Here is a 21604-nt window from a genome sequence, read left to right on the forward strand (position 1 = left end):
ATTTAGGAAAGAAGAGAGTGGCTGGGGAACTAGGACTCGAACCTAGAATGACGGTACCAAAAACCGCAGTGTTACCATTACACCATTCCCCAGCAGGAACGGCGAGACCCGTTGGGCCCGGCGAGGCGGTGGAGATAGCGCAGGAGTCGGACGGATGCAACGTCGCTTTGAACTTCTTTTTTCCCACCATTTTTCTTTTTGTGGAGGGATTTTTGTCGCTTGCGAGACCGTCGAGGCGTGTCTATAAGCCGCCCTCCAAGTCGGAGTGTGGCTCAGTCTGGTAGAGCACTGCGTTCGGGACGCAGGGGTCGCAGGTTCAAATCCTGCCACTCCGACCATTCTTTTCCCGAGATTTCCTGGATATTCGGTACGGCGGCGTCGCCCTCGGGGCGCCCTCCGCTTTCCCACGGGACTTGCCGTGGACGCCTTCGCCGCGACCGCGTCCGGTCCCGAAGCGCCAGGTTGCGTGCTGTTCATTTGACCGCGACGCCAGGGTCGCTACTAGCTTGCGCGACAATAGGCAGCAGGACGTCCGATGAAGCAGTTTCTCATGACCGTGGCCGGCGTTTTCGTCGGCTTGGTGTTGTTCCTCGTCGGCGTCCCCTTCCTTCTGATCGTCATGGCGGCCAGCGCCACGCGCCCGGCCCCGGTTCCCGCCCACACCGTGCTGCAGCTGGACCTGCGCGGCGGTCTGTCCGACCAGGAGTCGCAGAACCCGTTCGCGGCGTTCGGCGGCGGGGGCGGCCAATCGGTGATGTCGATCATCGAGACGCTGCGCCGCGCCGAGACCGACGACAAGGTCAAGGCGGTGCTGGTGCGCCTGCCCGAGGGCGGCATGGCCCCAGCCTCGGCCGACGAGCTGCGCCTGGCCTTCAAGCACTTCCGCTCGGTCGGCAAGAAGCCGATCTTCGCCCACAGCCAGGGGCTCTATCCTTCGGGCCTGGTCACCTCGACCTACATGCTCGGCTCGGCGGCCAGCGAGTTCTGGATGCAGCCCGACAGCTCGCTGCAGGCGGTGGGCGCGTCCAGCGAGGAGATGTTCTTCAAGCGCTTCTTCGACAAGTACGGCGTCAAGGCCGACTACGAGCAGCGCTACGAGTACAAGAACGCGGTCAATCCGTACCTTTATAATGACTACACGCCGGCCCACCGGGAATCGACGCTGTCGTGGATGGGCTCGGTCTACACTACGGCCCTGACGACGGCCGCCCAGGACCGCAAGATCGATCCGGCCGCCCTGATCAAGACGATCGAGGCGGGCCCGTACAGCGCCGAGGAGGCCAAGGCCAAGGGCCTGATCGACCGTGTCGGCCAGGTCAAGGACGCCCAGGACGCCATGCTGACGCGCGCCGGCAAGGGCGCCAAGCTGCTGGACTTCGACGACTACGCCTCCCGCGCCAAGCGCCCGGCGGCCAAGACCGGCCCGACCATCGCGGTCGTCTCGGCCGAGGGCGCGATCATGACCGGCAGCGGCGAAGGCGGCTCGCCGTTCGGCGGAGACAGCACCATTTATTCCGACCAGGTGGCCAAGGCGCTGTACGACGCCATCGACGACAAGGACGTCAAGGCGATCGTGTTCCGGGTCTCTTCGCCCGGCGGGTCGGACACGGCCTCCGAGCAGATCCTGGCCGCCGTGAAGGCCGCCAGGAAGGCCGGCAAGCCCGTCGTGGTCAGCATGGGCACCTATGCGGCCTCGGGCGGCTACTGGATCAGCTCGGGCGCTTCGGCGATCGTCGCCGAGCCCACCACCCTGACCGGCTCGATTGGCGTGTTCGGCGGCAAGTTCGCCCTGGGCGAGGCCCTGTCGCGGTTCGGCGTCGACACCCGCCAGGTCCACGTCGGCGGCGACTATTCGGGCGCATTCGGCACGGGCCAGGAGTTCACCCCCGACCAGCGGGCCAAGTTCGCCGCCTGGATGGACCGGATCTACGCCGGCTTCATCGGCCGCGTCGCCGAGGGCCGCAAGCTGCCGCCCGAACGCGTGCGCGAAATCGCCAAGGGCCGGGTCTGGACCGGCGTCCAGGCCAAGCAGCTGGGCCTGGTCGACGAGCTGGGCGGCTTCTACGAGGCCGTCGAGAAGGCCAAGAGCCTGGCCGGCATCAAGGGCGAGGTGAAGCTCAAGAAGGTCGGCGGCTCCAAGTCGCCGTTCGAGGCGCTCGAGAGGGCGCTGGGCGTCAGCGAGACCTCGATGCGCACCCTGGCCGCCTCGGCCTGGCTGCTGGGCGACCCGCGCTCGCAGACGATCATGGACGAGATGGCCCGGGCCCGCCTGCGCTCGACCCCCAGCGGGGCCTCGGTGCTGGCCGAGACGCCGGTTCACTAGGCTTCGGCTTAGAGGCAAGACCAAGGGCCGTCCGGGCGACCGGGCGGCCCTTTTTCGTGCGGCGAACGCTTGACCCCTTACGGGTCGCTTCGCGACCGTCTTCCCCCACGGGGGAAGAGGAGTCCGCGACGGCGGCACGCGCGTCCTCCGCCCCCTATGGGGGCGGACAGACCGCGAAGCGGTCAGGTGGGGGCAAGTGCTCGACAGCGCTTCGCTCGCCATCCGCCGAGCACAGGCGCCCTTCCCTCCCCTTCATGGGGAGGTGGCGGCGCCAGGGTCGGGCGGGGCCTGCTGAGCCCGCGGACCTAGACCCCCAAACACCCTGCACCGCTCCCCACCCGATCCGCTGCGCGGGCCGCCCTCCCCACGAGGGGGAGGGAAATCCGCGGCGACCGAGCGCCCCCCCAAAGAAAAACGGCGGGCTCCGAGGAGCCCGCCGCCATTCCAGCTTTCGCTTGAGTGCTTGACCTTAGAAGTCCAGGTCGAAGCCGAACCGCACGTAGCGCGGATCTTGGTAGGCGATCGGCTTGCGGTAGTTGGCCGAGTAGCCGCCACCGGTCGTTTCGCCGCGCTCTTCGAACGACGTGATGCTGTCGGCGTTGAACACGTTGAAGATGTCGGCGCGCAGAACCAGGTTGCCACCCAGAGCCATGATCTTTTCCGGCACGGTGTAGCGCACGGACAGATCGAGGGTCGTGGTCCAATCGGTGTCTTGCGTGGTGCCGCGCGGAACCGGCGCGCTCGGAGACAGCAGGGCGCCGGTGCTCGAGAACGTCTTACACCAGCGCGAAGCCGCACCGTAACCAGCCGAGTTGCCGTCGGTCGGGTGACGACCCAGGCAGCCCTGATGCTTCGGCGAGATGACCCGGGCGTTGGCGCCGAACATCAGGTTGTCGGTCACGGCGTAGGAGCCGAAGACCTTGAACTGATGGGCGTGGTGGTTCGGGAGCAGGCCGTACTGGTTGTCGGTCAGACCGACGAAGTCATACAGCACGGTCGAACCGGCGTCGGCTTGGTTGTTGTCCGACAGGACGGTGCCTTCGTAGTTGCCCTTGCTTTCCGACAGGACGTACGAACCCTTGACGCCCCACTTGCCGTCGAACGCACGCTCGAAGGTGAATTCCAGAGCGATGTATTCGCGCTTCGGAACCGGGAAGCCCAGCTCGTCCTTGGTGAAGGTCAGTTGCTTCGGCAGAGCGGCCGCGGCGGCGATGGTGGCCGCGTCGTGGACGCGAGCGTCGGGCTGACGGAGCTTGATCGTCAGATCTTCACCCGGGTTGAAGACGATGTACTGCCACGAGTTGTTGAAGATCGTTTCGCAGGCGTCCAGCGTCGCGCCGGTGACGTGGGCGTTACACCACTTCACGACGAACGGGTCGAGGGTCGTGTCTTCCGAGATGCGGTTCAGCTTGCGGTAGGTCAGGTTGACGCCGGCCTTCCACAGATCGTTGACCTGGCGCTCGTAGCCGACGGTGTATTCGTCTTCCTGCGAAGCCTTGATGCCCACGGCGGCCTTCGAGTAGGCCGGCTCGGCGATGCCGAGACCGAACGACACCGTACAACCTTCGACGTTCGGCGAACCGGCGACGACGACCTGCGGGCAGCCCGTGAACGTACCAGCCGGGAGGCCCGGGTTGGTCGTCGTGGTGATCTGCGTGCCCAGAGCGGTCGGAGCGCTGTTGGCGCCCAGAGTGAAGTTCGGACCGTTGGTGGTGCCGAGGACGTAGCCCGGCGCGTAGAAGAACGCGCTGTAGCCGAGGTCGGCGCCGCGGTACGACAGGTTCGACGCCGGCGGGATGTAGTAACGGCCGAACGAGGCCGAGATCTTATCCTTGCCTTCGCCCACCGGATCCCAGGTCACGCCAAAGCGCGGGCCCCAGTTGTCCTTCAGATCCAGAACGGTTTCACCCAGCAGGTTGTCGAGGGTGAAGTTGTCGTGACGGATGCCGAGTTGCAGGTTCAGGGTCGGGGTGATGTCCCACGCGTCCTGGATGTACCAGGCTTCGTTGCCGCCGTGGACCGGCGCGCCGCCGAAGCGGTTGGTCGACACTTCCACGTAGTTCACGCCGCCCAGAACGCCGTTGGCGTCCTTGGCCGTCGGGTTGGCCGCGTCGTACTTCGGACGGTGATAGAAGTAGGCGATGCCGTTGGCGCCCGGACCGGTGTCGATCGAGGCGTGGTTCAGCGTCGTCTTTTCCTTGTCGTAGCCCGTCCGGACGTGGTGGTCGCCCAGCAGGTTGAAGTAGAAGTCGCCGTCGATGCGGTAGAATTCGCGCAGCGTCTTGCGGCTTTCGATCGTGCCCTGCTTCTGGGTGCTGATCGTGGTCGTGGCCTGGCCGTCGACGTCGCTGGTGACCAGCGGGTCAACGGTGTTGCCCGGCAGCACGCTGTTGGAGTCGCGGTTGCGACCGTAGGCGGCCGACAGAGTGAACCAGTCGGTGAACGTGCCGGTGTAGCGGGCCACGTAGTTCACGCCGCCTTGACGATAGACGGTCGAGGGCAGCTGGGCGCCGATGGTGTCGGTGGCGGCGGTGTAGGCGTAGGCGCTACGGTTGACGGTCCGCTGGGTGTCGAAATAGGTCAGTTCGACGCGTTGACGGTCGGTGATGTAGCCGTCCAGCTTGGCGCCCCAGAACGGGTCGTTGGACTTGTCGACGGTGTACTGGCCGAGGGTCTTGAAGGCCGTGCTGTCCGAGTCGTCGCGCTGTTGGTTCAGCACGTAGAAGAACAGGTGGTCCTTGATCACCGGGCCGCTGACTTCGAAGGTGCCGCTCTTGCGCGAGCGCTTACCTTGGTGGTTGGCGATGATGTAGGTGTCCGGCGAGTCTTCCTTCAGGCCGTCCATTTCGAAGTTGCCGTGCACGGCGAACTTGAAGTCGTTCGAACCCGACTTGGTGACAGCGTTGATGACGCCGCCCGTGGCGCGGCCGAACTCGGCGGGGTAGCCGCCGGTCTTCACTTCGATCGACTTGTAGAAGTCGAACGGCACTTCGGCGGCGCCGATGTACGTGTCGAAGTTGGTGATGTTCAGGCCGTTGATGTAGAACGCGTTTTCAGCGACCGAACCGCCGCCGACCGACGGTTGACCGCCGAAGTTGGCGGCGCTGGGCGCGGTGCCGACGCGGGCCGAGCTGCCGGTGACGACGCCCGGAGCCAGTTGAACCACGGCCGTCAGCGAGCGACCGATCGGCGCTTGCTTGGTCAGGGTTTCCATATCGACGGTCAGACCCTTGGTCGTCGCGGCGAAGTCCAGTTGCGGGTTGGCGGTGGCCGTGACGACCACTTCGCTGACCGCGCCGCCGACTTCCGTCAGCGTGAACGAGTAGGCGGTCGAACCACCCAGGGCGACGCGGACGTTGCCGTCGTTGGTCGGCTGGTAGCCTTCCTTGGCGATCGAGACGGCGTAGCCGCCGATCGGGATCAGGGGAACGCGGAATTGGCCGTTGCCGTCGGTGGTGACGGTGCGGGTGAAACCTTGGTCCAGCGACTTAACCGTGACGGTCGCGTCCGGAACGGTGACGCCGGCCGAGTCCTTGACGGTGCCGAGCAGCGAGCCCGAGCTGTAGTCCTGGGCGCTGGCCAGGGTCGGGATCGCCGTGGCGACCGCCGTGACGGCCAGCGGCGCGGCGACGGTGGCCAGGCCGGCCAGCAGCGTCGACGTCAAAAGACGCGCGCGAGCGCCGCCCTTGGTGGAATTCATCTTCATAATATCCCCTCTGACATGGCGAAGCATCCCGACCGCCCGCACGCGCCCTTTTCGGGGGCGTTACGTTCGGCCTGTCTGGATTTTTGCCCCAACTCCACCACGAGAACTTAGGTGTCCCGGAAAACATTTCCCCGGTTGGGGTGACGTTAGGAGGCGCGCCGCGCGCCGGTCAATTCCCATTACCAGTCCGTAATAACATCGCCTCGGCCTGTCGCATTATCGCAACACGATCGCCTCATTTCTGACGAACGCCGCTCAGATTTTCCACAAACCGATGGATAACACGGGTCTCAACCCCCGTATCCTCTTGGGTTCACAGGTAAATTCGACCCGTTCGCGGCAATGGCCGACCCGGAGCGAAGATTTGCGATCGAGCAGGTCAAAATGCCCCGCATCGTGTTGACATTCGAGAAAACACCCCAAGAAACAGCCACGTTATCGGTATCAAATGCCGAACACTGACGATGGGTGCGAAATTTTTCCCATGTATCGCTCAAATTTCCGACACATTTCACCGTCGCCGACCGTTGCACGGGCGCCCAAGTGCCGGGATGATGGGCGTCAGCCGGCTCGAAGCCGCCCTCCCCGTCTCCCCACGAGTGACAAGCCATGACTGCGTTCCGACGTGTAACCGACTCGCTCTCGGTCAGCCCTCAGATCGCCATCGACGACCTGGATCGCGCCGCGAGCGAAGGCTTCGTCCTGGTGATCAACAATCGTCCCGACGACGAGGAGCCGGGCCAGCCTTCCAGCGCCCAGGTCGAGGCCGCGGCCCGGGCCGCGGGCCTGGACTACGTGCATATTCCGGTGCGGGGCGGACCGACCTACGACCAGGTCGAGGCCGTGCGTCGCGCGGTCGAAGGCGCGGAGGGACCGGTGCTGGCCTTCTGTCGTTCGGGCACTCGCTCGATCGTTACCTGGTCCCTGGGCCAGGCCGCCTCGGGCGCGGCCGATCGCGCCACGCTGGTGCGCCAGGGCGCCGACGCCGGCTACGACCTGTCGGGCGTGCTCGGCGTCTAGGTATAGAGTCTAGTAGTGGTGGCTAAGGGCGACCCGGGCCGCCATCGCCGATGGTTCGGGCTCGCAGCTGGCCAGCACGAACTGGGCCGCGATGAGACACAGGATCGCGAAGGCCGCGCGCTGGAGCCGTTTTGAAACAAAAATCGCTGCGTCGGCGGTCATGATCGGTACTCCGGGAGGTTTACGGATCGTTCACCGCAAGACCGGCGCCGAAACCGCCCCTTTTCAGAGGCCGACATGATCCCCTTCGTCCGCGAGATCGAGTTCGAATACGGGCGCTGCGACCAGGTCTCGCCGCTGATCCGCCGCGTGATCGCCGACAATCCGGGCCCCTTCACCTATGTCGGCACCGGCACCTACATCGTCGGACGCGGGACGGTGGCGGTCATCGATCCGGGCCCGGACCTGGACGGTCATCTCCAGGCGCTGCTGGCGGCGCTGGAGGGCGACACGGTCAGTTGCATTTTGGTCACGCACCACCACAGCGACCACTCTCCCCTCGCCCGCCCGCTGCAGAGGGCGACGGGAGCGACGATCCACGGACGCCGCGCGCCGCATCTAGCCGAGTTGGCCCCCGGGCTGGCCTTGGAAGCCGGCGAGGACGAGGGTTTCCGCCCCGATGTCGAGATCGCCGACGGCGACGTCTTCGAGGGCCCCGGCTGGAGCCTGCGCGCCGTGACCACGCCGGGCCACACCTCCAACCACGTCTGCTTCGCCCTGAAGGAGGAGAACGCCCTGTTCTCCGGCGATCACGTGATGGGCTGGTCGACCACGGTGATCACCCCGCCCGACGGCGACATGGGCGACTATTTCGCCAGCCTGGAGAAGGTGAAGGCCGAGGGGTTCGACATCCTGTGGCCGACCCACGGCTCGCCGATCCGCGACGTGGCGCCGTTCATCCAGGCCTATGCCGACCACCGCCGCTCGCGCGAAGCCCAGGTGCTGGCCGCCCTGGCCCAGGGCCCGACCACGATCAAGGCCATGGTCCCCACGCTCTACGCCGCCGTCGATCCCCGCCTGCATCCGGCCGCCGCCATGTCCGTGCTGGCCCACATGATGCTGCTGGTGAAGGAAGGCCGGGTCAGCTGCGACGGCGAGCCGGGGCTGGACAGCGTCTACCGCCTGGCCTGAGCGCTCTTCAGCGCTGGTTGGCGAACCAGTCCGGATGGAACCAGTCGAAGCCGATCACCCGCACCTTGTCGTCGGAAAGCTGCTGGATGACGGTCAGCCGGCCGGCCGGCGTGTCGGGCGCGGGGAAATACGACAGCCCCAGCAGGGGCTCCTTGGACTGCAGCACGATGCGCGCGTCGCCGGCGTCCTCGCCCTCGGCCTTGAAGAAACTGGCCACCATCCAGCCGTGCGGATCCTGCCAGAGGCCCACATAGTCCGCGATCAGCCGCGCGCCGTCCCGCCGATATCCCACCCGGTCCACCGCGATCAGCTGCGCGCCGCCGAGGTCTGGCGCGAGCCGTGCGAACACCACGGACGGCCGCGCGGCCTCGGCCCGGTCGTTGGGGGTGATCTTGTGATCCCGGATCTCGAAACCCTCGCCGGTCCGTAGGACGGCCTGTCCCATCTTGTAGCCGACGACGAAGGCGGCGCAGGCGCCTTCCAGATCCTCGGTCTCGACCAGCCGAGGAGGGTCCACCGCGATCCGCTCGCTCCAGGTCACGGTCGCCTTGGCGGCCGCGGCGTCGCCCGCCGTCGCCTTGAAGTCGGCCAGACGCCGGCCGGACGGAGCACAGGCGATCGCGGTGGCGTCGTCGGAGTCGCCGCCGGCCTGGGCCCAGGCCGAGGACGCGGTCAGGAGGCTCGTCGTCGCCAGGCCGGACAGCAGGATCGCTCGCAACGCCATCGACGCGCACTCCAACGCAACCGCCAGGGCGGGCACTGTCCGACGGCCGGCGCGACGAGGCCAGCCGAAATCGCCTAGCCCCTGACCACCGCCAGCAGGTCGCCCACGCGCCGGCAGTTGCGGCCCATGTCGCCGCCGGCTTCGCGGCCGATCGCCCGCATGTCGACCCGCGCCCCGGCCGTGTCGGGCCGCACCCGCACGACCAGGTCGTCCTTCAGGCCGTACCAGAAGCTCTGGCCGGTGGCCTCCAGCCGGCCGTCCATCGGGTCGTCGGTGACGATCGCCAGGCCGGCCGCCTGCACGGCGGCCTTGGCCGCCTCGTAGGCGTCGGTCGGCGAGCGGGACAGGATCAGCGGCCGGGCGGCCGCGCAGGTCTCGGCGTTGACGTCGGCGACGCGGCGGCCGGCGAAGGCCAGCGAGCCGACCGGCAGGCTGGGATCGGCCTCGACGGTCTGGGCCTCGCCGCCCCGGGCCGCCAGGGCGGCGTCCGACAGCATCAGCGGCGTCTTCCAGTCGGTGGAGACGTCGTGGATCGGCGGCGCGCGGCCGCCCATGGCGTTGGCCGCGACCATGGCGCCCAGGGTGGCGACGGTGATCGCCAGGGCCAGCAGCGCCTTCTTCCAGAACCGCGAGAAGCCGCCGAATAGCGCGAAGATCAGGCCCAGCACGCCGGTGGCGACGCCCAGCATGGCGGCCTTCGGAGCCCAGTCCAGGGTCATCTGGTCGTAGCCGAGGGCCAACGGGATCACGCCGAACTTCACGCCCAGCGCGCCGGCCGCGACCAGCAGGGCCGGCGCCAGGGCGATCACCACCGCCAGGTCCAGCAGCCCGGAGGTGAAGCCGCCCTTGGCCTTGGCCGACTTGTCCGCTTTCGCCTTGGCCTTCTTGCCCTTGCGGCTGGGGACCAGCGGCATGGCCAGCGGCGCTTCCTCCGTGACCAGGACCGGCGGGGCGTTGAAGGCCTCTTCCGGCACGGGCGCGATCCCCGGCGCGGGGGTCAGCGGACCCAGGGGGAAGTGCTCCTCCTGGCCGCGCTGCTCGAACAGGGGCTCAGCCTCCGACCCAGACGGTGTCGCCGCGGGCTCGTTGATCGGCGACGCCGGTTCGAGTTCGGCCGCCGCGTCGGCGTGCGCCAGGGCCTCGACCATCTGCGGCTCGGGCAAGGGCGGCGGCTCCGACAACGGCTCCTCGGGCTCGGGCGCGTAGATCCGCGCGGCCTGCGCCCCGTCGGCGGCGGCCAGGGTGGCGGTCGGCGTTTCGGGCTCGGGCTCGGCCTCGGCGGCCCCTTCAGCGACCGTCGCGGCGGCCACGCCCGGCAGCACATAGTCCTTCATGCGCTGGCGGATCAGCTTCTTGTCGATCTTGCCGGTCGCGCCCAGCGGGATCTCGTCGACGAAGACCACGTCGTCGGGCATCCACCACTTGGCGATCTTGCCCTGCAGGAACTCCAGGAACTCTTCCTTGGTGGCGGTCTCGCCGTCCTTCAGCTTGACCAGCAGGATCGGCCGCTCGTCCCATTTGGGATGGGCCACGCCGATCACCGCCGTCATCGCCGCCTTGGGATGGCCCAGGGCGATGTTCTCGATGTCGATCGTGCTGATCCACTCGCCGCCCGACTTGACCACGTCCTTGGCCCGGTCGGTGATCTGCATGAAGCCGTGGTCGTCGATGGTGGCCACGTCGCCGGTGTCGAAGAAGCCCTCCTCGTCCAGGATCTTGCCGCCCGCGCCCCGGAAGTATTCGGCGGCGATGATGGGGCCGCGGATCTTCAGGTTGCCGAAGCTCTTGCCGTCGTGCGGCAGGCGCTGGCCCGCGTCGTCGGTCAGCTTCAGCTCCACGCCCAGGGGCGGCCGGCCCTGCTTGAGCCGGTAGGGCATCTGCTGGTCGTAGGGCAGCTTTTCCAGCTCGTCGGTCATCACCGACAGCGTGCCGACCGGCGAGGTCTCGGTCATGCCCCAGGCGTGGACCACCTCGACGTCGTAGTCGTCGTGGAAGGCGCGGATGATGTGCTCGGGACAGGCCGCCCCGCCGATCACCACCTTCTTCAGCACCGGCAGCTTGGCGCCGCTTTCCTTCAGGTGTTGCAGCAGCATCTGCCAGACCGTCGGCACGGCGGCCGAGAAGGTGACGCCTTCGGTGTCGAGCAACTCGAAGATCGAGGCGCCGTCCATCTTGGCGCCCGGCATGACCATCTTGGCGCCGGTGCCGGGAGCCGAGAACGCCACGCCCCAGGCGTTGGCGTGGAACATCGGCACCACCGGCAGGATCACGTCCTTCTGCGACAGGCCCATCACGTCCGGCTGCAGGGTGATCAGGGTGTGCAGCACGTTGGAGCGGTGCGAATAGAGCACGCCCTTGGGATCGCCCGTCGTGCCCGAGGTGTAGCAGAGCCCAGCCGCCGTGCCCTCGTCGAAGCCGCCCCAGGCGCAGTCGGCGTGGTGCTGCTCGACCAGGTCCTCGAAGCACAGCAGGCCCTTGAAGTTGGGCGTCTCGCCCGCCGGTTTGAAGTCGGCCGGCATGTGGTCGCCGTCGGTGAACAGCACCACGTGCTCGACGGTCGGCAGGTGTTGCAGGATGCCGGCGATGATCGGCAGGAAGGTCAGGTCGACGAAGATCGCGCGGTCGCCGGCGTGGTTGGCGATCCAGGCGATCTGCTCGGGGAACAGGCGCGGGTTCAGCGTGTGGCACACCGCGCCGATGCCCATGATGCCGTACCAGGCCTCCATGTGGCGGCCGGTGTTCCAGGCCAGGGTGCCGACCCGGTCGCCCGGCTTGATCCCCATGCCCAGCAAGGCGTTCGACACCCGCTTGGCGCGCTGGTGGATCGCGCCGTAGGTGGTGCGGACGATCGGCCCCTCGACCGACCTGGTGACGACCTCGCGCGCGCCGTGCCACTGGGCGGCGTGGTCGATGATCTTGTCGACCGTCAAGGCCCCGTGCTGCATCAAGCCCTGCATAGGCCCCACTCTCCCGATCCGTTATCGTTGTTCAGACAACGCTACCGGGCCGGCGACGGCCGCGCAACGCGGCGCGCGCCCGGAGCGAACCCAAACCCGGTCGCGCTGATCCGCCGCAGGGCGTGTTCAGATCATCGAGGGCGCGATAGCCTATTGTGTCGGTTGGCCGACGGGGCGGGGACGGGACTGGATTCGGGTGCGAGGCTTCGACGCCATATGGGCCGACGACCGGCTGGACGAGGTGGCGCTGGACACCCATCGCCTGCTGCCGTCCCGGCTTATCCCGGCCCTTCTGACGACCGCGGTCGCCACATACGCCCTGGGGTTCCCGACCGCGGTGGGCTGGCTGCTGGCGCTGGCCGCGGCCGAAGGTCTGGCACGGCTCGCGACCCGGCGGTTCAAGGCTGGCGTTCCCGGCTCGCCGCGCGCCCGAGCCGCCTTCGTCTGGGCGGCCCTGCCGATCAACCTGATCTGGGCCAGCCTGGCGGCGATGTTCTGGCTGTCGACCAAGGCCGATCTCAAGCTGGCCGCCTTCGCCATCTGGGCGGGACAGATCATCTATACCCAGAACTTCCGTCACCAGCCGGTCGCCCTGCTGGCGATCAGCGCCGTCGCGCCGATGATCAGTCTGTTGGTCTTTCCGGTCTTCTTCATGCCCGGCGACGGCGTAGGTCCAAACACCGCGCGCCTAGGCCTGGCGATGGTGGTGCTGACCACGATCAGCGTGATGGTGGCCAATCGCGCCGCCGCCAACCGGATGGACGCCCTGACCCGCGGCCTGCGCGAGGAGCGCGAGCGGGCCCTGGAGGCCAATCGCGCCAAGTCCACCTTCGTGGCCGTCACCAGCCATGAACTGCGCACGCCGATGAACGGCCTGCTGGGCATGGCCTACGCCCTGGACCGCACCAACCTCAACGAGGCCCAGCGCCGCCACGTGCGGCTGATGATCAAGTCGGGCGACAGCCTGATGCAGGTGCTCAACGACGTGCTGGACCTGTCGAAGATCGAGGCCGGAAAGGTCGACCTGGACCACGTGGCCACCAATCTGCACGACCTGGTCCGCGCGGCCGGCGACGCCTGGCGCGACGCCGCCGCCGAGAAGGGTCTGTGGCTGCGCACCGAGATCGACCCGTCCGCCCCCGCCTGGATCCTGGCCGACCCCCAGCGCATCCGCCAGGTGCTGATGAACCTGATCTCCAACGGCCTGAAGTTCACCAGCCAGGGCGGGGTGACGATCCAGCTGTCGGCGCCGGGTTCGCCCTCCGCCGACGGCGCCTGCGAGATCCTGCTGCGGGTGGTCGACACCGGCGTCGGCGTCGACGCCGACTTCCACGACCGCATCTTCGACAGCTTCACCCAGGCCGACAACGCCGTCTCGCGCAGCCACGGCGGCACGGGCCTGGGCCTGACCATCTCGCGCGCCCTGGCCCGCCAGATGGACGGCGATCTGGTCTTGGAGAGCGGAGTCGGCGGCGCGGCGTTCGCCTTCACCCTGCGCGCCGTCCCGGTCGCCGCGCCCGCCGTGACGGCCGACGAGTTCGAGGATCAGGACGCGCCGGACCTGGACTCCCTGCGAATCCTGATGGCCGAGGACAACGCCATCAACCAGGTCGTGGTGCGCACCATGCTGGAGGCGACCGGCGTGGCCCTGACCATCGTCGACGACGGCCAGGCGGCCCTGCACGCCCTGAAGGCCGACGCGTTCGACGCGGTGCTGATGGACATCAACATGCCGGTGATGGACGGCATCACCGCCCTGAACGCCATCCGGGCCGGCGTGGCCGGCGATCCGAGCATCCCGGTCATCGCCCTGACCGCCTCGGCCATGTCGGGCGACCGCGAGCGCTTTCTCGCGATGGGCTTCGACGATCACCTGGGCAAGCCGATCCGGCCGGCCGACCTGCTGTCGGCGATCTGCACGGCGGTGCGGCCGAAGGGCCGCTGCACCGAGGCGGCGCAGTCTTAGCGCCATTTTCCAACGCGATGGCGCTTGCAAAAATAAATAGCGGCCGATCCCTTCCAGCCTCTGATTTTCATTGGGAGCCGCAGTTGAAACTCGATCTGAAGCGCATCGTGGTCTTTACGGCCGACGTGCCGGGCCTTGCCCGTTTCTACCAGGACGTCATCGGTCTCGCCGTGCTCGGTCGGGAAGACGGATGGGTCGAGTTCGACGCCGGCCCGTGCCGCCTGGCGCTCCACCATGGAAAGCCGGTCGTGGGTCAGCGCCCGCCCAAGCTGGTGTTCTTCGCCGCCGACGTCGCCGCCGCCAAGGCCATGCTGCAACGGCGCGGGGCCGTCGTGCTGGGTCCGGTCAAGTCCACGAGCACCTTCGACATGTGCGACGGCAAGGATCCGGACGGCAATCCGTTCCAGATCTCGAGCCGAGGCTAGCCGCCTTTAGCCCATCGACTCCGCCAGGGCCCGGGCCTCGTCCTCGAAGGCGCTGACCGTGTCGACGCGGCGCCAGGCGATGTCGCCGGTGTCGCGGGCCAGCTGGCTTTCCAGCACCGCCACGTCAGCGTCCGACGCGTCGTTGACGCGGGCGGCGACGCGCGCGCGCAGCACCTCGGGCGGGGCCTCCAGCCAGACGCCCTGGAAGGCGACGTCGACCTGCTTGGCCAGGGCCTCGGCGCGGGCCCGCTGCTCGGGTTTCAGGAACACCGCGTCGACCACCACCGAGCGGCCGCCGGCCAGGGTCAGACCTGCGTCGCGGAACAGCTCGTCATAGACCCGCTCGCTCATTTCCGGCGTGTAGGCTTCCTTCGGCAGGCGGTGCAGCGAGGGCACGCCGCACAGGCGCTTGCGGATCTCGTCGGTGCGCAGGACCACCGCCCCCGGGGCCGCGCCCAGGCCGGGCGCGCAGACCCGGGCGAAGGTCGACTTGCCCGAACCGGAGAAGCCGCCCGTCGCCACCAGGCTGACCGGCTTGGGCGCCAGGTGCTCCAGGGCCGTGGCCAGATAGGCGCGCGCGGCCTCGTCGTCGTTGCTGTAGGCCCAGACGTGGGTGCGCACGGCGGCGCGGACGCTGAGCATCAGCGGCAGGGCGGCCAGGCCGGTCCACAGGCCTTCGCCGAAGGTGCGGCCGGCCTCGTCCAGATAGGCGTTCAGCACCCGGCCGGCGGCGTCGCGGCGACGGCGGAAGTCCAGGTCCATCAGCAGGAAGGCCAGGTCGTACTGGACGTCGATGTCCGACAGCGAGTCGTTGAACTCGATGCAGTCGAACAGGATCGGCTTGCCGTCCTCGACCAGGATGTTGCCCAGGTGCAGGTCGCCATGGCAGTGCCGGGCGAAGCCCTGGCCGGCCCGTTCGTTCAGCAGCGGACCCAGGCGCTCCAGCGCGAGATCCGTCTCGGCGATCAGCCGCTCGACAGCTTGCGCGCCTAGCCGAGGCGCCAGGCCGCGCAGCAGGTTGGCGTTCGAAGCGATGGTGTAGCCCAGGGCCCCCACCCCGCCGCCTTGCGGGCGCAGCGGCGCGCCGGCGTGGAACTGGGCGATGGTGCGGCCCAGGGATTCCTCGAGCGCGTCGTCGATCGCCCAGGGTTGCTGGGCCAGCACGCCCTGCTCGTCGAAGCGGCGCATCTCCAGCAGGTACTCGACGATCTCGCCGGTCCCGTCCATCTCGACCCCGCCAGCCTCGGTGCGCGTCAGGCGGCGTACGGCGCGGTAGATGTCGGGCGCGGCGGCGCGGTTGAAGCTGAGCTCGCGCTCCAGCGACCAGCGGCGCAGCTCCAGGGTGGAGTAGTCGAGAAAGCCGAAATTGACCGGGCGCTTGACCTTCCAGGCCGCCTCGCCGACCAGGAACACGCGGGCGCACGAGGTCTCGATCACCCGATCGGCCCGCTCGCCCATCCAGGCGGCCACTTCCTGCTCGCGAACCGTCTCCGCGTCCTTGATCACGCCCAAACCCTTTTAGAAACGCCGGAATTCGGGCGCCGGCGGTCCCCATAGCGGAAAGTTGGAGCCACGTCGCGCCCGGCGCGCTTGCTTACGCTTGGGTTGAATGTCTATGGTTGATTAACCATAGATCGAGTCAGAACCGCATGCTCGCCGGCGCAATCCTCAATCGGTCCGAACGCAAGAAGACCGAAATCCTCACCGCCGCGCGCGGCGTCTTTCTCCGAGAAGGCTATTCCGCGGCCGGCATGGAGGTGGTGGCCCGCATAGCCGGGGTGTCCACGGCCACCCTCTACGCCCACTTTCCCAGCAAGGCCAAGCTGTTCGAGATCGTCGTCCACGACGCGGTCGGACCCATGGCCGAGCCCGTGCGCGAGAGCGTCGGGACGAAGGGCGACGCCCGCGCCCGCCTGACCAGCCTGGCCCTGGCCTATGCGACCCTCATGTCGCGGCCCGTGACCCGGGCGATGTTCCGGATGGTCGCCAGCGAACGCCGGCGCTTCGGCGCCGTGGCCGACCATGTCGTGCGCAGCGCCTACCAGGACCTGGCCGGCGCGGCGATCCAGGTCATCGACGACCTGGTCGCGACCGGCGAGCTGACGGTCGATCATCCCGTTCGGGCCGCCGGCCAACTGCTGGGCATGCTGGACCACGCCACCCTGGTGCTGGGCCTGACCGCCGGCGACGAGGCCCAGCCGAACCGGCCGCTGGCCGACATCTGCGCCGACGCGGTCGAGACGTTCCTGGCGCGCTACGGCGCCCGCTGAGCCCGGCCCGGCCTCCGCGTTCCAACGACCTCCCAGGTCGTTGAACGACGGCCCTCGTCGTCGATATCGTGTCCGGCCGCGCCCAGCGTGGCGCATCGGGCCGAGGCGGCCGGCGTATTTTCGGGAGATCCTGCGTGAAGACCTTTGTGAGCATCGGGCTGGCCCTGGCCCTCTCCGCCAGCGCCTCGGCGTCCGCCCTGGCCGCGCCCGCCCCCCCTCCCGCCACGACGGCGAGGCTGGACCACGTCCTGCTCTGGGGTCGCGGCATCGACGAGGTCACCGCGATCATGGCCGTGAAACTGGGCTTCCAGGTCCGGGCGGGCCGGGACCCGGGCGGCGTCGCCAACCGCTACATCCGCTTTTCGGACACCAGCTTCCTCGAACTGCTGGGCGTCACCCGCCCCGATCCAGACTACGACCCCGGCATGAAGGACGACCGGATCGCGCTGAAGGAGCAGCCGGGCGCGCGCACCTTCGGCTTCCGCGCCTCGAACCTGGACGCCGTCCAGGCCTCGCTGAAGGCGTTGGGCTATCCGGTGACGCAGATGTTCGCCGGCCCGGACAGCGCCAAGCCCGGCTGGCGGCTGTTCGCCTTCGACAAGGCGCCGTTGTCCAGCAACACCTTCTACATCGACTACAACAGCGGCTACGCGCCGGATCAGGCCGATCCGTCCAACCAGGACGACTACCGCGTCACGCGCGAGCATCCCAACAGCGCCAGGACGTTGTCGGCCATCTGGCTGGTCTCGGCCGATCCCGAGGCCGACCGCGCGGCGCTGGCGCGCATGGGCCACGGCGGCGCGGTCCCCGTCAGCCTGCCGGCGGTGGGCGCCAAGGGCTGGTGCGTGCCGGTCGGGCCGACCGCCCTCCTCACCCTGACGCCCGACGGCCCCGGCGCCGCGGCCGACGCGCTGACCAAGGGTCCGCGCATCCTGGGCGTCAGCCTTGGCGCCGCCGACCTGGGCCGGGCCCAGCGCTGGGTCGAGCGCGGCTACGAGCGCAAGTTGACCCGCTACGCCGGCCTTCAGGACGAGTCGTTCCTGGCCCCGACGAGCCAGGACCTGGGCTTGCTGATCGAGTTCCACGGCCTGGCGAGGGCCGACGCGAACCCTTGTGGTCCATTGGGCGGCCCGTCAGGGAAATAGGCGCTTGGTCTCCCAGCCCTGGCCCGCCCGCTCATAGACCAGCCGTTCGTGCAGGCGGAACGGGCGGTCGCGCCAGAACTCGATGACCTGGGGAACCACGCGATAGCCCGACCAGTGCGGGGGGCGGGGCACCTTGCCGATCCCGAACTTCAGCGCCATCTCGGCCACCCGGCGCTCCAAGGCCAGGCGGTCGGGCAGCGGGCGCGACTGGTCGCTGGCCCAGGCGCCCAGCTGACTGTGGCGGGCGCGGCTGGCGAAATAGGCGTCGGCCTCGGCCTCCGTCACCGGCTCGACCACGCCGCGCACCCTCACTTGGCGGCGCAGCGACTTCCAGTGGAACAGCAGGGCCGCCTTGGGCTGCCCGCCCAGCTCCGCGCCCTTGGCGCTCTGGGTGTTGGTGTAGAAGACGAAGCCGCGCGCATCGACGCTCTTGAGCAGCACCATGCGCGAGTCCGGCAGGCCGTCGGCGTCGACGGTGGACAGGGCCACGGCGTTCGGATCGCTGGGCTCGCCCTTGCCGGCCTCGGCCAGCCACTCTTCGAACAGGCGGATCGGATCGCCCTCCGGCAGCAGCGGCGGGGGCGTGGCCTCGGTCACCTGGCGGACATAGTCGTCCTCGGACGGCGAGGCGGGGATCAGGGGCGCGTCGGTCATCAGGTGGATATAGGACAACTACCTTCCATAGTGGACACTTCGTCCGGAATTTCGGACGACGACATCCAAGATGTAACTCCTTAGCTGCTCAAACGGCGGTAGCGCTCCGACGTGACCGCACCCATAGTGGCAACATGACATTCTTCGTGAAGGTAATCCCACCGAGCCGTCGCGCCCGCATTCACAGCGGCGAGTGCAAATTTTGCCGCGACGGCCAGGCCATGGAGAACCAAGACAAGGGCACAGGCCCGACGTACTGGCATCCCGCCTACCCCACCAAAGGGATAACCTTGGTGGAGGCAGAAGCGTTTATGAACGGGCTAGGCTCGCGCTATGTCGACACGGGAAAATGTCCTTACTGCATGAAGGAGCTTGCTTGACGCGTCAGGCCTGTCGCGCGCATCTGCCGCGCGAGACTTGAAGGACACCTGATGAAACTCGGCACGCGGGCGCGACTGGCCTGGATCCCCCTGGCGCTGTGGTGCGCGGCCGGCCTGTGGATCGGCTATGTCGAGGCGATCAAGTGGAAGGGCGACGACGTCCAGGACTGGATCATCCTGGCGGCCGGCGGCCTGTTCCTGTTCGCGGGCGGGGCCTGGAACCTGTGGCGGCTGCGCGCCAAGGCGGCCGAGCGGGCGCGGGTCGAGGGGCCCGAGGTGGACGAGCCGGTCACCTGGCATCGCAAGAGCGGCTCGTGGGCGGTGATCGCCTTCGCCGCCGGGGTGGCTGGCGTGTTCGGCCTGGTGTGGCTGATGGGCAGCCAGATCCGCTAACCGGCGCGCTTGACAACGCTTGAAAAAGTTAACTTAACGCCCCGTTGACCAAACGGCGGCAGGGTCGGCGGCATGACCGTTGGCGTATCCTCCGCTCTGAGCCTGCAAGCCGCCCGCGCGATCCTGGGCGTCGCCCCCGGCGCGGACGAGCGCGAACTGCGGGCCGCCTATCGCGAAGCCGCCAAGCGCGCCCACCCCGACCGGCCCGGCGGCGACGCGGCCCTGTTCCGCGACGTGCTGGCCGCCTACCGCCTGCTGCAGGACGCCCCGACCCGGCAGATCCATTTCCCGCCCGCCGTCGCCGAGCCCGCCCGGGTCGAGCAGGCCACTCTGCGGATCGACGCCGCCATGGCCTTCGCCGGCGGCACGCTGGACCTGGCCCTGGACGCCCGCAAGCTGCGCCTGACCCTGCCCGCCGGCCTGCGCGAGGACGACAAGGTGCGGGTCGAGAACGTCACCTTCCGCGTCACGCTCAAGCACGATCCCGACGCCCTGGTGCGCGGCGGCGACCTGTGGCTGACCGCGCGGCTGGACGCCCGCGCCCTGGCTGAAGGCGGCCGGATCGAGGTCGCCACGGCCCTGGGTCCGCGCCTGGTCTGGATCTCGACCAAGGCCGCCGCCCGCGGCCTGGTGCGCCTGCCCGGCCAGGGCCTGCCCGCCCGCGGCCCGCACCGGGCCGGCGACCTGTTCCTGCGCCTGGAAGCCCTGGGCGACGGCGCCGAGAGCGCCGCCCGCTCGCAGCTGAAACGCTTCGCGGCCGCCTGGGCGGCTTAGCCCTTTCCAACCCACGACCTGACGGTTCTACTGCCTCCGACGCCGCCGAAGAGCGGACGGGAGGAGCGATCATGACCCAGGAAGCCCTGCGCGCCCGGCGCGAGACCATCGTGCGCGAGCACATGGCCGACGAGATCGACCACGCCTGGGACAAGGTGCTGGCGACCTTCCCCCACCCCCACTACGAGATCATCGCCACCGGGGCGGTCTATGACGGCCGACCCGACGTCGAGCGCTACTACAAAAGCTCGCGCCAGACCTTTCCCGACCAGCGCAACACCCTGCTGTCGCTGCGCCATGTCGACGACGGGATCGTGGTCGAGTTCATCCTCGAGGGCACGCAATTGGGACCGCTGGGCCCCCTTCCGCCAACCGGTCGCCCCTTCAGCTGCCAGATGGCCGCCTTCTTCCTGTTCGAAGGCGAGACCCTGGTCTGCGAACGGATCTATTCCGACACGCTGAGCATCGTGCGGCAGTTGCTCGGCGATCTCACGGCGATGGAGGCGCTGGGGGCGTTGGTCAGCGCCGCGAAGGCTCCGGCCGGGTAGCGCGGCCACGCCGAAAGATCGCGCGCGACAAAAAACTTCACCACGCCCCTTGTTATTAAGTCGTGCGCGATTAGATCGTTCAGTATCGAACAGCGCCAAGGAGGCACCCGATGTCCACCCTCTATCAAACCCGCGCCACGGCCACCGGCGGCCGCGAAGGCAAGGCCCGCAGCGACGACGGCTTGCTGGACGTGCAGTTGGCCCTGCCCAAGGCGCTGGGCGGCAACGGCCAGGGCACCAATCCCGAGCAGCTGTTCGCGGCCGGCTACGCCGCCTGCTTCCAGAGCGCCATGGCTCACGTCGCCCGCCAGCAGAAGATCGCCCTCACCGGCTCGACCGTGACCGGCGTCGTCGGCCTGGCCCCACTGGAAGTCGGCTTCAAGCTGGAAGTCGCCCTCGAAGTCGAAACCCAGGGCCTGACCCAGGACGAGGCCGAAGCCCTGGTTGCGACGGCGCACAAGGTCTGTCCCTATTCCAACGCCACGCGCGGCAATGTCGACGTCGCGATCACCACAAAGGCCGCATGACCTCGAAGATTGAAAAGACCAGCGGCGAACCGGTCGAGGCCCTGCGCCTCGACCGTCAGCTGTGCTTCGCCCTCTACGGCGCCGCCAATCGGGTGACGCGGCTCTACCGGCCGCTGCTCGAGGCCCTGGGCCTGACCTATCCGCAGTACCTGGCCATGCTGGTGCTGTGGGAGGCCAGTCCCCGGACGGTGGGCGCCCTGGGCGAGGCGCTGGACCTGGAGTCCAGCACCCTGACCCCGCTGCTCAAGCGCCTGGAGAGCCAAGGCCTGGTGGCGCGCACCCGCGATCCCGAGGACGAGCGGCGGGTGATCATCACCCTCACCGACGCCGGCGCCGCCCTGCGCGACAAGGCCAAGGCCGTGCCCGAGCAGCTGTTCTGCAAGCTGAACATGCCGTTGGACGAACTGGGCGACCTGCGCGAGCGGCTGAAGGTTCTGGCGATCTAGCTCTCGCCCTCGTCCCAGGCGTCGAAGCTGTAGGGTTCAGCCGGCGGCAGGCAGCTGACCAGGATCTGGGCGGTCAGCCCCGGCTCGGCGACCACGGACGGCTGCTCGCCGAACACGGCCTCCCAAAGCTCGGCCAACTGCTGGTACGCGACATCGGGCACGCTACGCTCTCCTCACGAGAGACAAATGCCTCTGGAGGTCAATGCGTTGCTGGT

19 protein-coding genes and 2 tRNA genes are annotated in these 21604 nt (G+C 68.5%); 13 read left to right on the plus strand and 8 right to left on the minus strand.

Annotated elements, in window-relative coordinates; genetic code table 11:
• Positions 1-18: 18 nt before the first annotated feature.
• Positions 19-92: transfer RNA gene (locus tag AC1DMQ_RS02485), tRNA-Gln, on the minus strand.
• Between the two features lie 169 nt (positions 93-261).
• On the opposite strand from AC1DMQ_RS02485, the gene AC1DMQ_RS02490 reads away from it, so the two are divergent.
• Positions 262-338, plus strand: a tRNA-Pro gene (locus tag AC1DMQ_RS02490).
• Positions 339-535: 197 nt separating this feature from the next.
• Positions 536-2323, plus strand: a complete 1788-nt coding sequence (gene sppA / locus AC1DMQ_RS02495; protein ID WP_477031975.1) for a signal peptide peptidase SppA — start codon at positions 536-538, stop codon at positions 2321-2323.
• Positions 2324-2792: 469 nt separating this feature from the next.
• Here the strand turns inward: sppA and AC1DMQ_RS02500 are convergent, their stop codons facing one another.
• Positions 2793-6029, minus strand: coding sequence for a TonB-dependent receptor (locus tag AC1DMQ_RS02500; RefSeq protein ID WP_477031976.1), 3237 nt, complete (start codon positions 6027-6029; stop codon positions 2793-2795).
• A gap of 609 nt (positions 6030-6638) precedes the next feature.
• On the opposite strand from AC1DMQ_RS02500, the gene AC1DMQ_RS02505 reads away from it, so the two are divergent.
• Positions 6639-7049, plus strand: a complete 411-nt coding sequence (locus AC1DMQ_RS02505; RefSeq protein WP_477031977.1) for a TIGR01244 family sulfur transferase — start codon at positions 6639-6641, stop codon at positions 7047-7049.
• A gap of 9 nt (positions 7050-7058) precedes the next feature.
• Here the strand turns inward: AC1DMQ_RS02505 and AC1DMQ_RS02510 are convergent, their stop codons facing one another.
• Positions 7059-7211: a hypothetical protein gene (locus AC1DMQ_RS02510; protein ID WP_477031978.1), complete on the minus strand. Its 153-nt coding sequence runs from the start codon at positions 7209-7211 to the stop codon at positions 7059-7061.
• Positions 7212-7286: 75 nt separating this feature from the next.
• Between AC1DMQ_RS02510 and AC1DMQ_RS02515 the strand changes: the two genes are divergently transcribed.
• A complete protein-coding gene (locus AC1DMQ_RS02515; protein ID WP_477031979.1) occupies positions 7287-8180 on the plus strand; it encodes an MBL fold metallo-hydrolase in 894 nt (297 codons plus the stop codon).
• 7 nt (positions 8181-8187) lie between these two features.
• Here the strand turns inward: AC1DMQ_RS02515 and AC1DMQ_RS02520 are convergent, their stop codons facing one another.
• Complete coding sequence (locus AC1DMQ_RS02520) at positions 8188-8904, minus strand: hypothetical protein (RefSeq protein ID WP_477031980.1); 717 nt, start codon at positions 8902-8904, stop codon at positions 8188-8190.
• A gap of 74 nt (positions 8905-8978) precedes the next feature.
• The gene (locus AC1DMQ_RS02525) at positions 8979-11861 is read right to left on the minus strand and encodes a long-chain-fatty-acid--CoA ligase (protein ID WP_477031981.1); all 2883 of its coding nucleotides are present in this window, start codon (positions 11859-11861) and stop codon (positions 8979-8981) included.
• 196 nt (positions 11862-12057) lie between these two features.
• Between AC1DMQ_RS02525 and AC1DMQ_RS02530 the strand changes: the two genes are divergently transcribed.
• Together AC1DMQ_RS02530 and AC1DMQ_RS02535 are read left to right on the plus strand one after the other, a co-directional pair.
• Complete coding sequence (locus AC1DMQ_RS02530) at positions 12058-13827, plus strand: ATP-binding protein (protein WP_477031982.1); 1770 nt, start codon at positions 12058-12060, stop codon at positions 13825-13827.
• 83 nt (positions 13828-13910) lie between these two features.
• A complete protein-coding gene (locus AC1DMQ_RS02535) occupies positions 13911-14252 on the plus strand; it encodes a VOC family protein (RefSeq protein ID WP_477031983.1) in 342 nt (113 codons plus the stop codon).
• Between the two features lie 6 nt (positions 14253-14258).
• Here the strand turns inward: AC1DMQ_RS02535 and AC1DMQ_RS02540 are convergent, their stop codons facing one another.
• Entirely contained in the window at positions 14259-15758 is a 1500-nt protein-coding gene (locus AC1DMQ_RS02540; protein WP_477031984.1) for a bifunctional aminoglycoside phosphotransferase/ATP-binding protein, read from the minus strand.
• A gap of 143 nt (positions 15759-15901) precedes the next feature.
• Between AC1DMQ_RS02540 and AC1DMQ_RS02545 the strand changes: the two genes are divergently transcribed.
• Entirely contained in the window at positions 15902-16522 is a 621-nt protein-coding gene (locus AC1DMQ_RS02545; RefSeq protein ID WP_477031985.1) for a TetR/AcrR family transcriptional regulator C-terminal domain-containing protein, read from the plus strand.
• 134 nt (positions 16523-16656) lie between these two features.
• Entirely contained in the window at positions 16657-17667 is a 1011-nt protein-coding gene (locus AC1DMQ_RS02550; protein ID WP_477031986.1) for a VOC family protein, read from the plus strand.
• Here AC1DMQ_RS02550 and pdxH read toward each other — a convergent pair.
• Entirely contained in the window at positions 17656-18321 is a 666-nt protein-coding gene (pdxH, locus tag AC1DMQ_RS02555; protein ID WP_477032262.1) for a pyridoxamine 5'-phosphate oxidase, read from the minus strand. The two genes, AC1DMQ_RS02550 and pdxH, sit on opposite strands and share 12 nt — an antisense overlap.
• A gap of 431 nt (positions 18322-18752) precedes the next feature.
• Between pdxH and AC1DMQ_RS02560 the strand changes: the two genes are divergently transcribed.
• The 5 genes from AC1DMQ_RS02560 (at position 18753) to AC1DMQ_RS02580 (ending at position 21389) form a co-directional block, all read left to right on the plus strand.
• Positions 18753-19094 carry a hypothetical protein gene (locus AC1DMQ_RS02560; RefSeq protein ID WP_477031987.1) on the plus strand — a complete coding sequence of 114 codons (342 nt, stop codon included), beginning with the start codon at positions 18753-18755 and terminating at the stop codon, positions 19092-19094.
• Positions 19095-19166: 72 nt separating this feature from the next.
• The gene (locus AC1DMQ_RS02565) at positions 19167-19868 is read left to right on the plus strand and encodes a DnaJ domain-containing protein (protein WP_477031988.1); all 702 of its coding nucleotides are present in this window, start codon (positions 19167-19169) and stop codon (positions 19866-19868) included.
• Between the two features lie 71 nt (positions 19869-19939).
• The gene (locus tag AC1DMQ_RS02570) at positions 19940-20416 is read left to right on the plus strand and encodes an ester cyclase (RefSeq protein ID WP_477031989.1); all 477 of its coding nucleotides are present in this window, start codon (positions 19940-19942) and stop codon (positions 20414-20416) included.
• A gap of 110 nt (positions 20417-20526) precedes the next feature.
• Complete coding sequence (locus tag AC1DMQ_RS02575; protein ID WP_477031990.1) at positions 20527-20943, plus strand: organic hydroperoxide resistance protein; 417 nt, start codon at positions 20527-20529, stop codon at positions 20941-20943.
• A complete protein-coding gene (locus tag AC1DMQ_RS02580; RefSeq protein ID WP_477031991.1) occupies positions 20940-21389 on the plus strand; it encodes a MarR family winged helix-turn-helix transcriptional regulator in 450 nt (149 codons plus the stop codon). The genes AC1DMQ_RS02575 and AC1DMQ_RS02580 overlap by 4 nt, the downstream gene beginning before the upstream one ends.
• Here AC1DMQ_RS02580 and AC1DMQ_RS02585 read toward each other — a convergent pair.
• On the minus strand, positions 21386-21550 hold the full coding sequence (locus AC1DMQ_RS02585; RefSeq protein WP_477031992.1) for a hypothetical protein: 165 nt from the start codon (positions 21548-21550) through the stop codon (positions 21386-21388). The genes AC1DMQ_RS02580 and AC1DMQ_RS02585 overlap by 4 nt on opposite strands.
• Positions 21551-21604 lie beyond the last annotated feature (54 nt).

Source organism: Caulobacter sp. 05L422 (assembly GCF_056397765.1).

Coding starts and splice junctions, on each gene's coding strand:
- AC1DMQ_RS02505 (WP_477031977.1), top strand. CDS start 6,639: ATGACTGCGTTCCGACGTGTAACCGACTCGCTCTCGGTCAGCCCTCAG.
- AC1DMQ_RS02580 (WP_477031991.1), top strand. CDS start 20,940: ATGACCTCGAAGATTGAAAAGACCAGCGGCGAACCGGTCGAGGCCCTG.
- AC1DMQ_RS02545 (WP_477031985.1), top strand. CDS start 15,902: ATGCTCGCCGGCGCAATCCTCAATCGGTCCGAACGCAAGAAGACCGAA.
- AC1DMQ_RS02575 (WP_477031990.1), top strand. CDS start 20,527: ATGTCCACCCTCTATCAAACCCGCGCCACGGCCACCGGCGGCCGCGAA.
- sppA (WP_477031975.1), top strand. CDS start 536: ATGAAGCAGTTTCTCATGACCGTGGCCGGCGTTTTCGTCGGCTTGGTG.
- AC1DMQ_RS02565 (WP_477031988.1), top strand. CDS start 19,167: ATGACCGTTGGCGTATCCTCCGCTCTGAGCCTGCAAGCCGCCCGCGCG.
- AC1DMQ_RS02525 (WP_477031981.1), bottom strand. CDS start 11,861: ATGCAGGGCTTGATGCAGCACGGGGCCTTGACGGTCGACAAGATCATC.
- AC1DMQ_RS02510 (WP_477031978.1), bottom strand. CDS start 7,211: ATGACCGCCGACGCAGCGATTTTTGTTTCAAAACGGCTCCAGCGCGCG.
- AC1DMQ_RS02500 (WP_477031976.1), bottom strand. CDS start 6,029: ATGAAGATGAATTCCACCAAGGGCGGCGCTCGCGCGCGTCTTTTGACG.
- pdxH (WP_477032262.1), bottom strand. CDS start 18,321: ATGACCGACGCGCCCCTGATCCCCGCCTCGCCGTCCGAGGACGACTAT.
- AC1DMQ_RS02520 (WP_477031980.1), bottom strand. CDS start 8,904: ATGGCGTTGCGAGCGATCCTGCTGTCCGGCCTGGCGACGACGAGCCTC.
- AC1DMQ_RS02560 (WP_477031987.1), top strand. CDS start 18,753: ATGAAACTCGGCACGCGGGCGCGACTGGCCTGGATCCCCCTGGCGCTG.
- AC1DMQ_RS02515 (WP_477031979.1), top strand. CDS start 7,287: ATGATCCCCTTCGTCCGCGAGATCGAGTTCGAATACGGGCGCTGCGAC.
- AC1DMQ_RS02570 (WP_477031989.1), top strand. CDS start 19,940: ATGACCCAGGAAGCCCTGCGCGCCCGGCGCGAGACCATCGTGCGCGAG.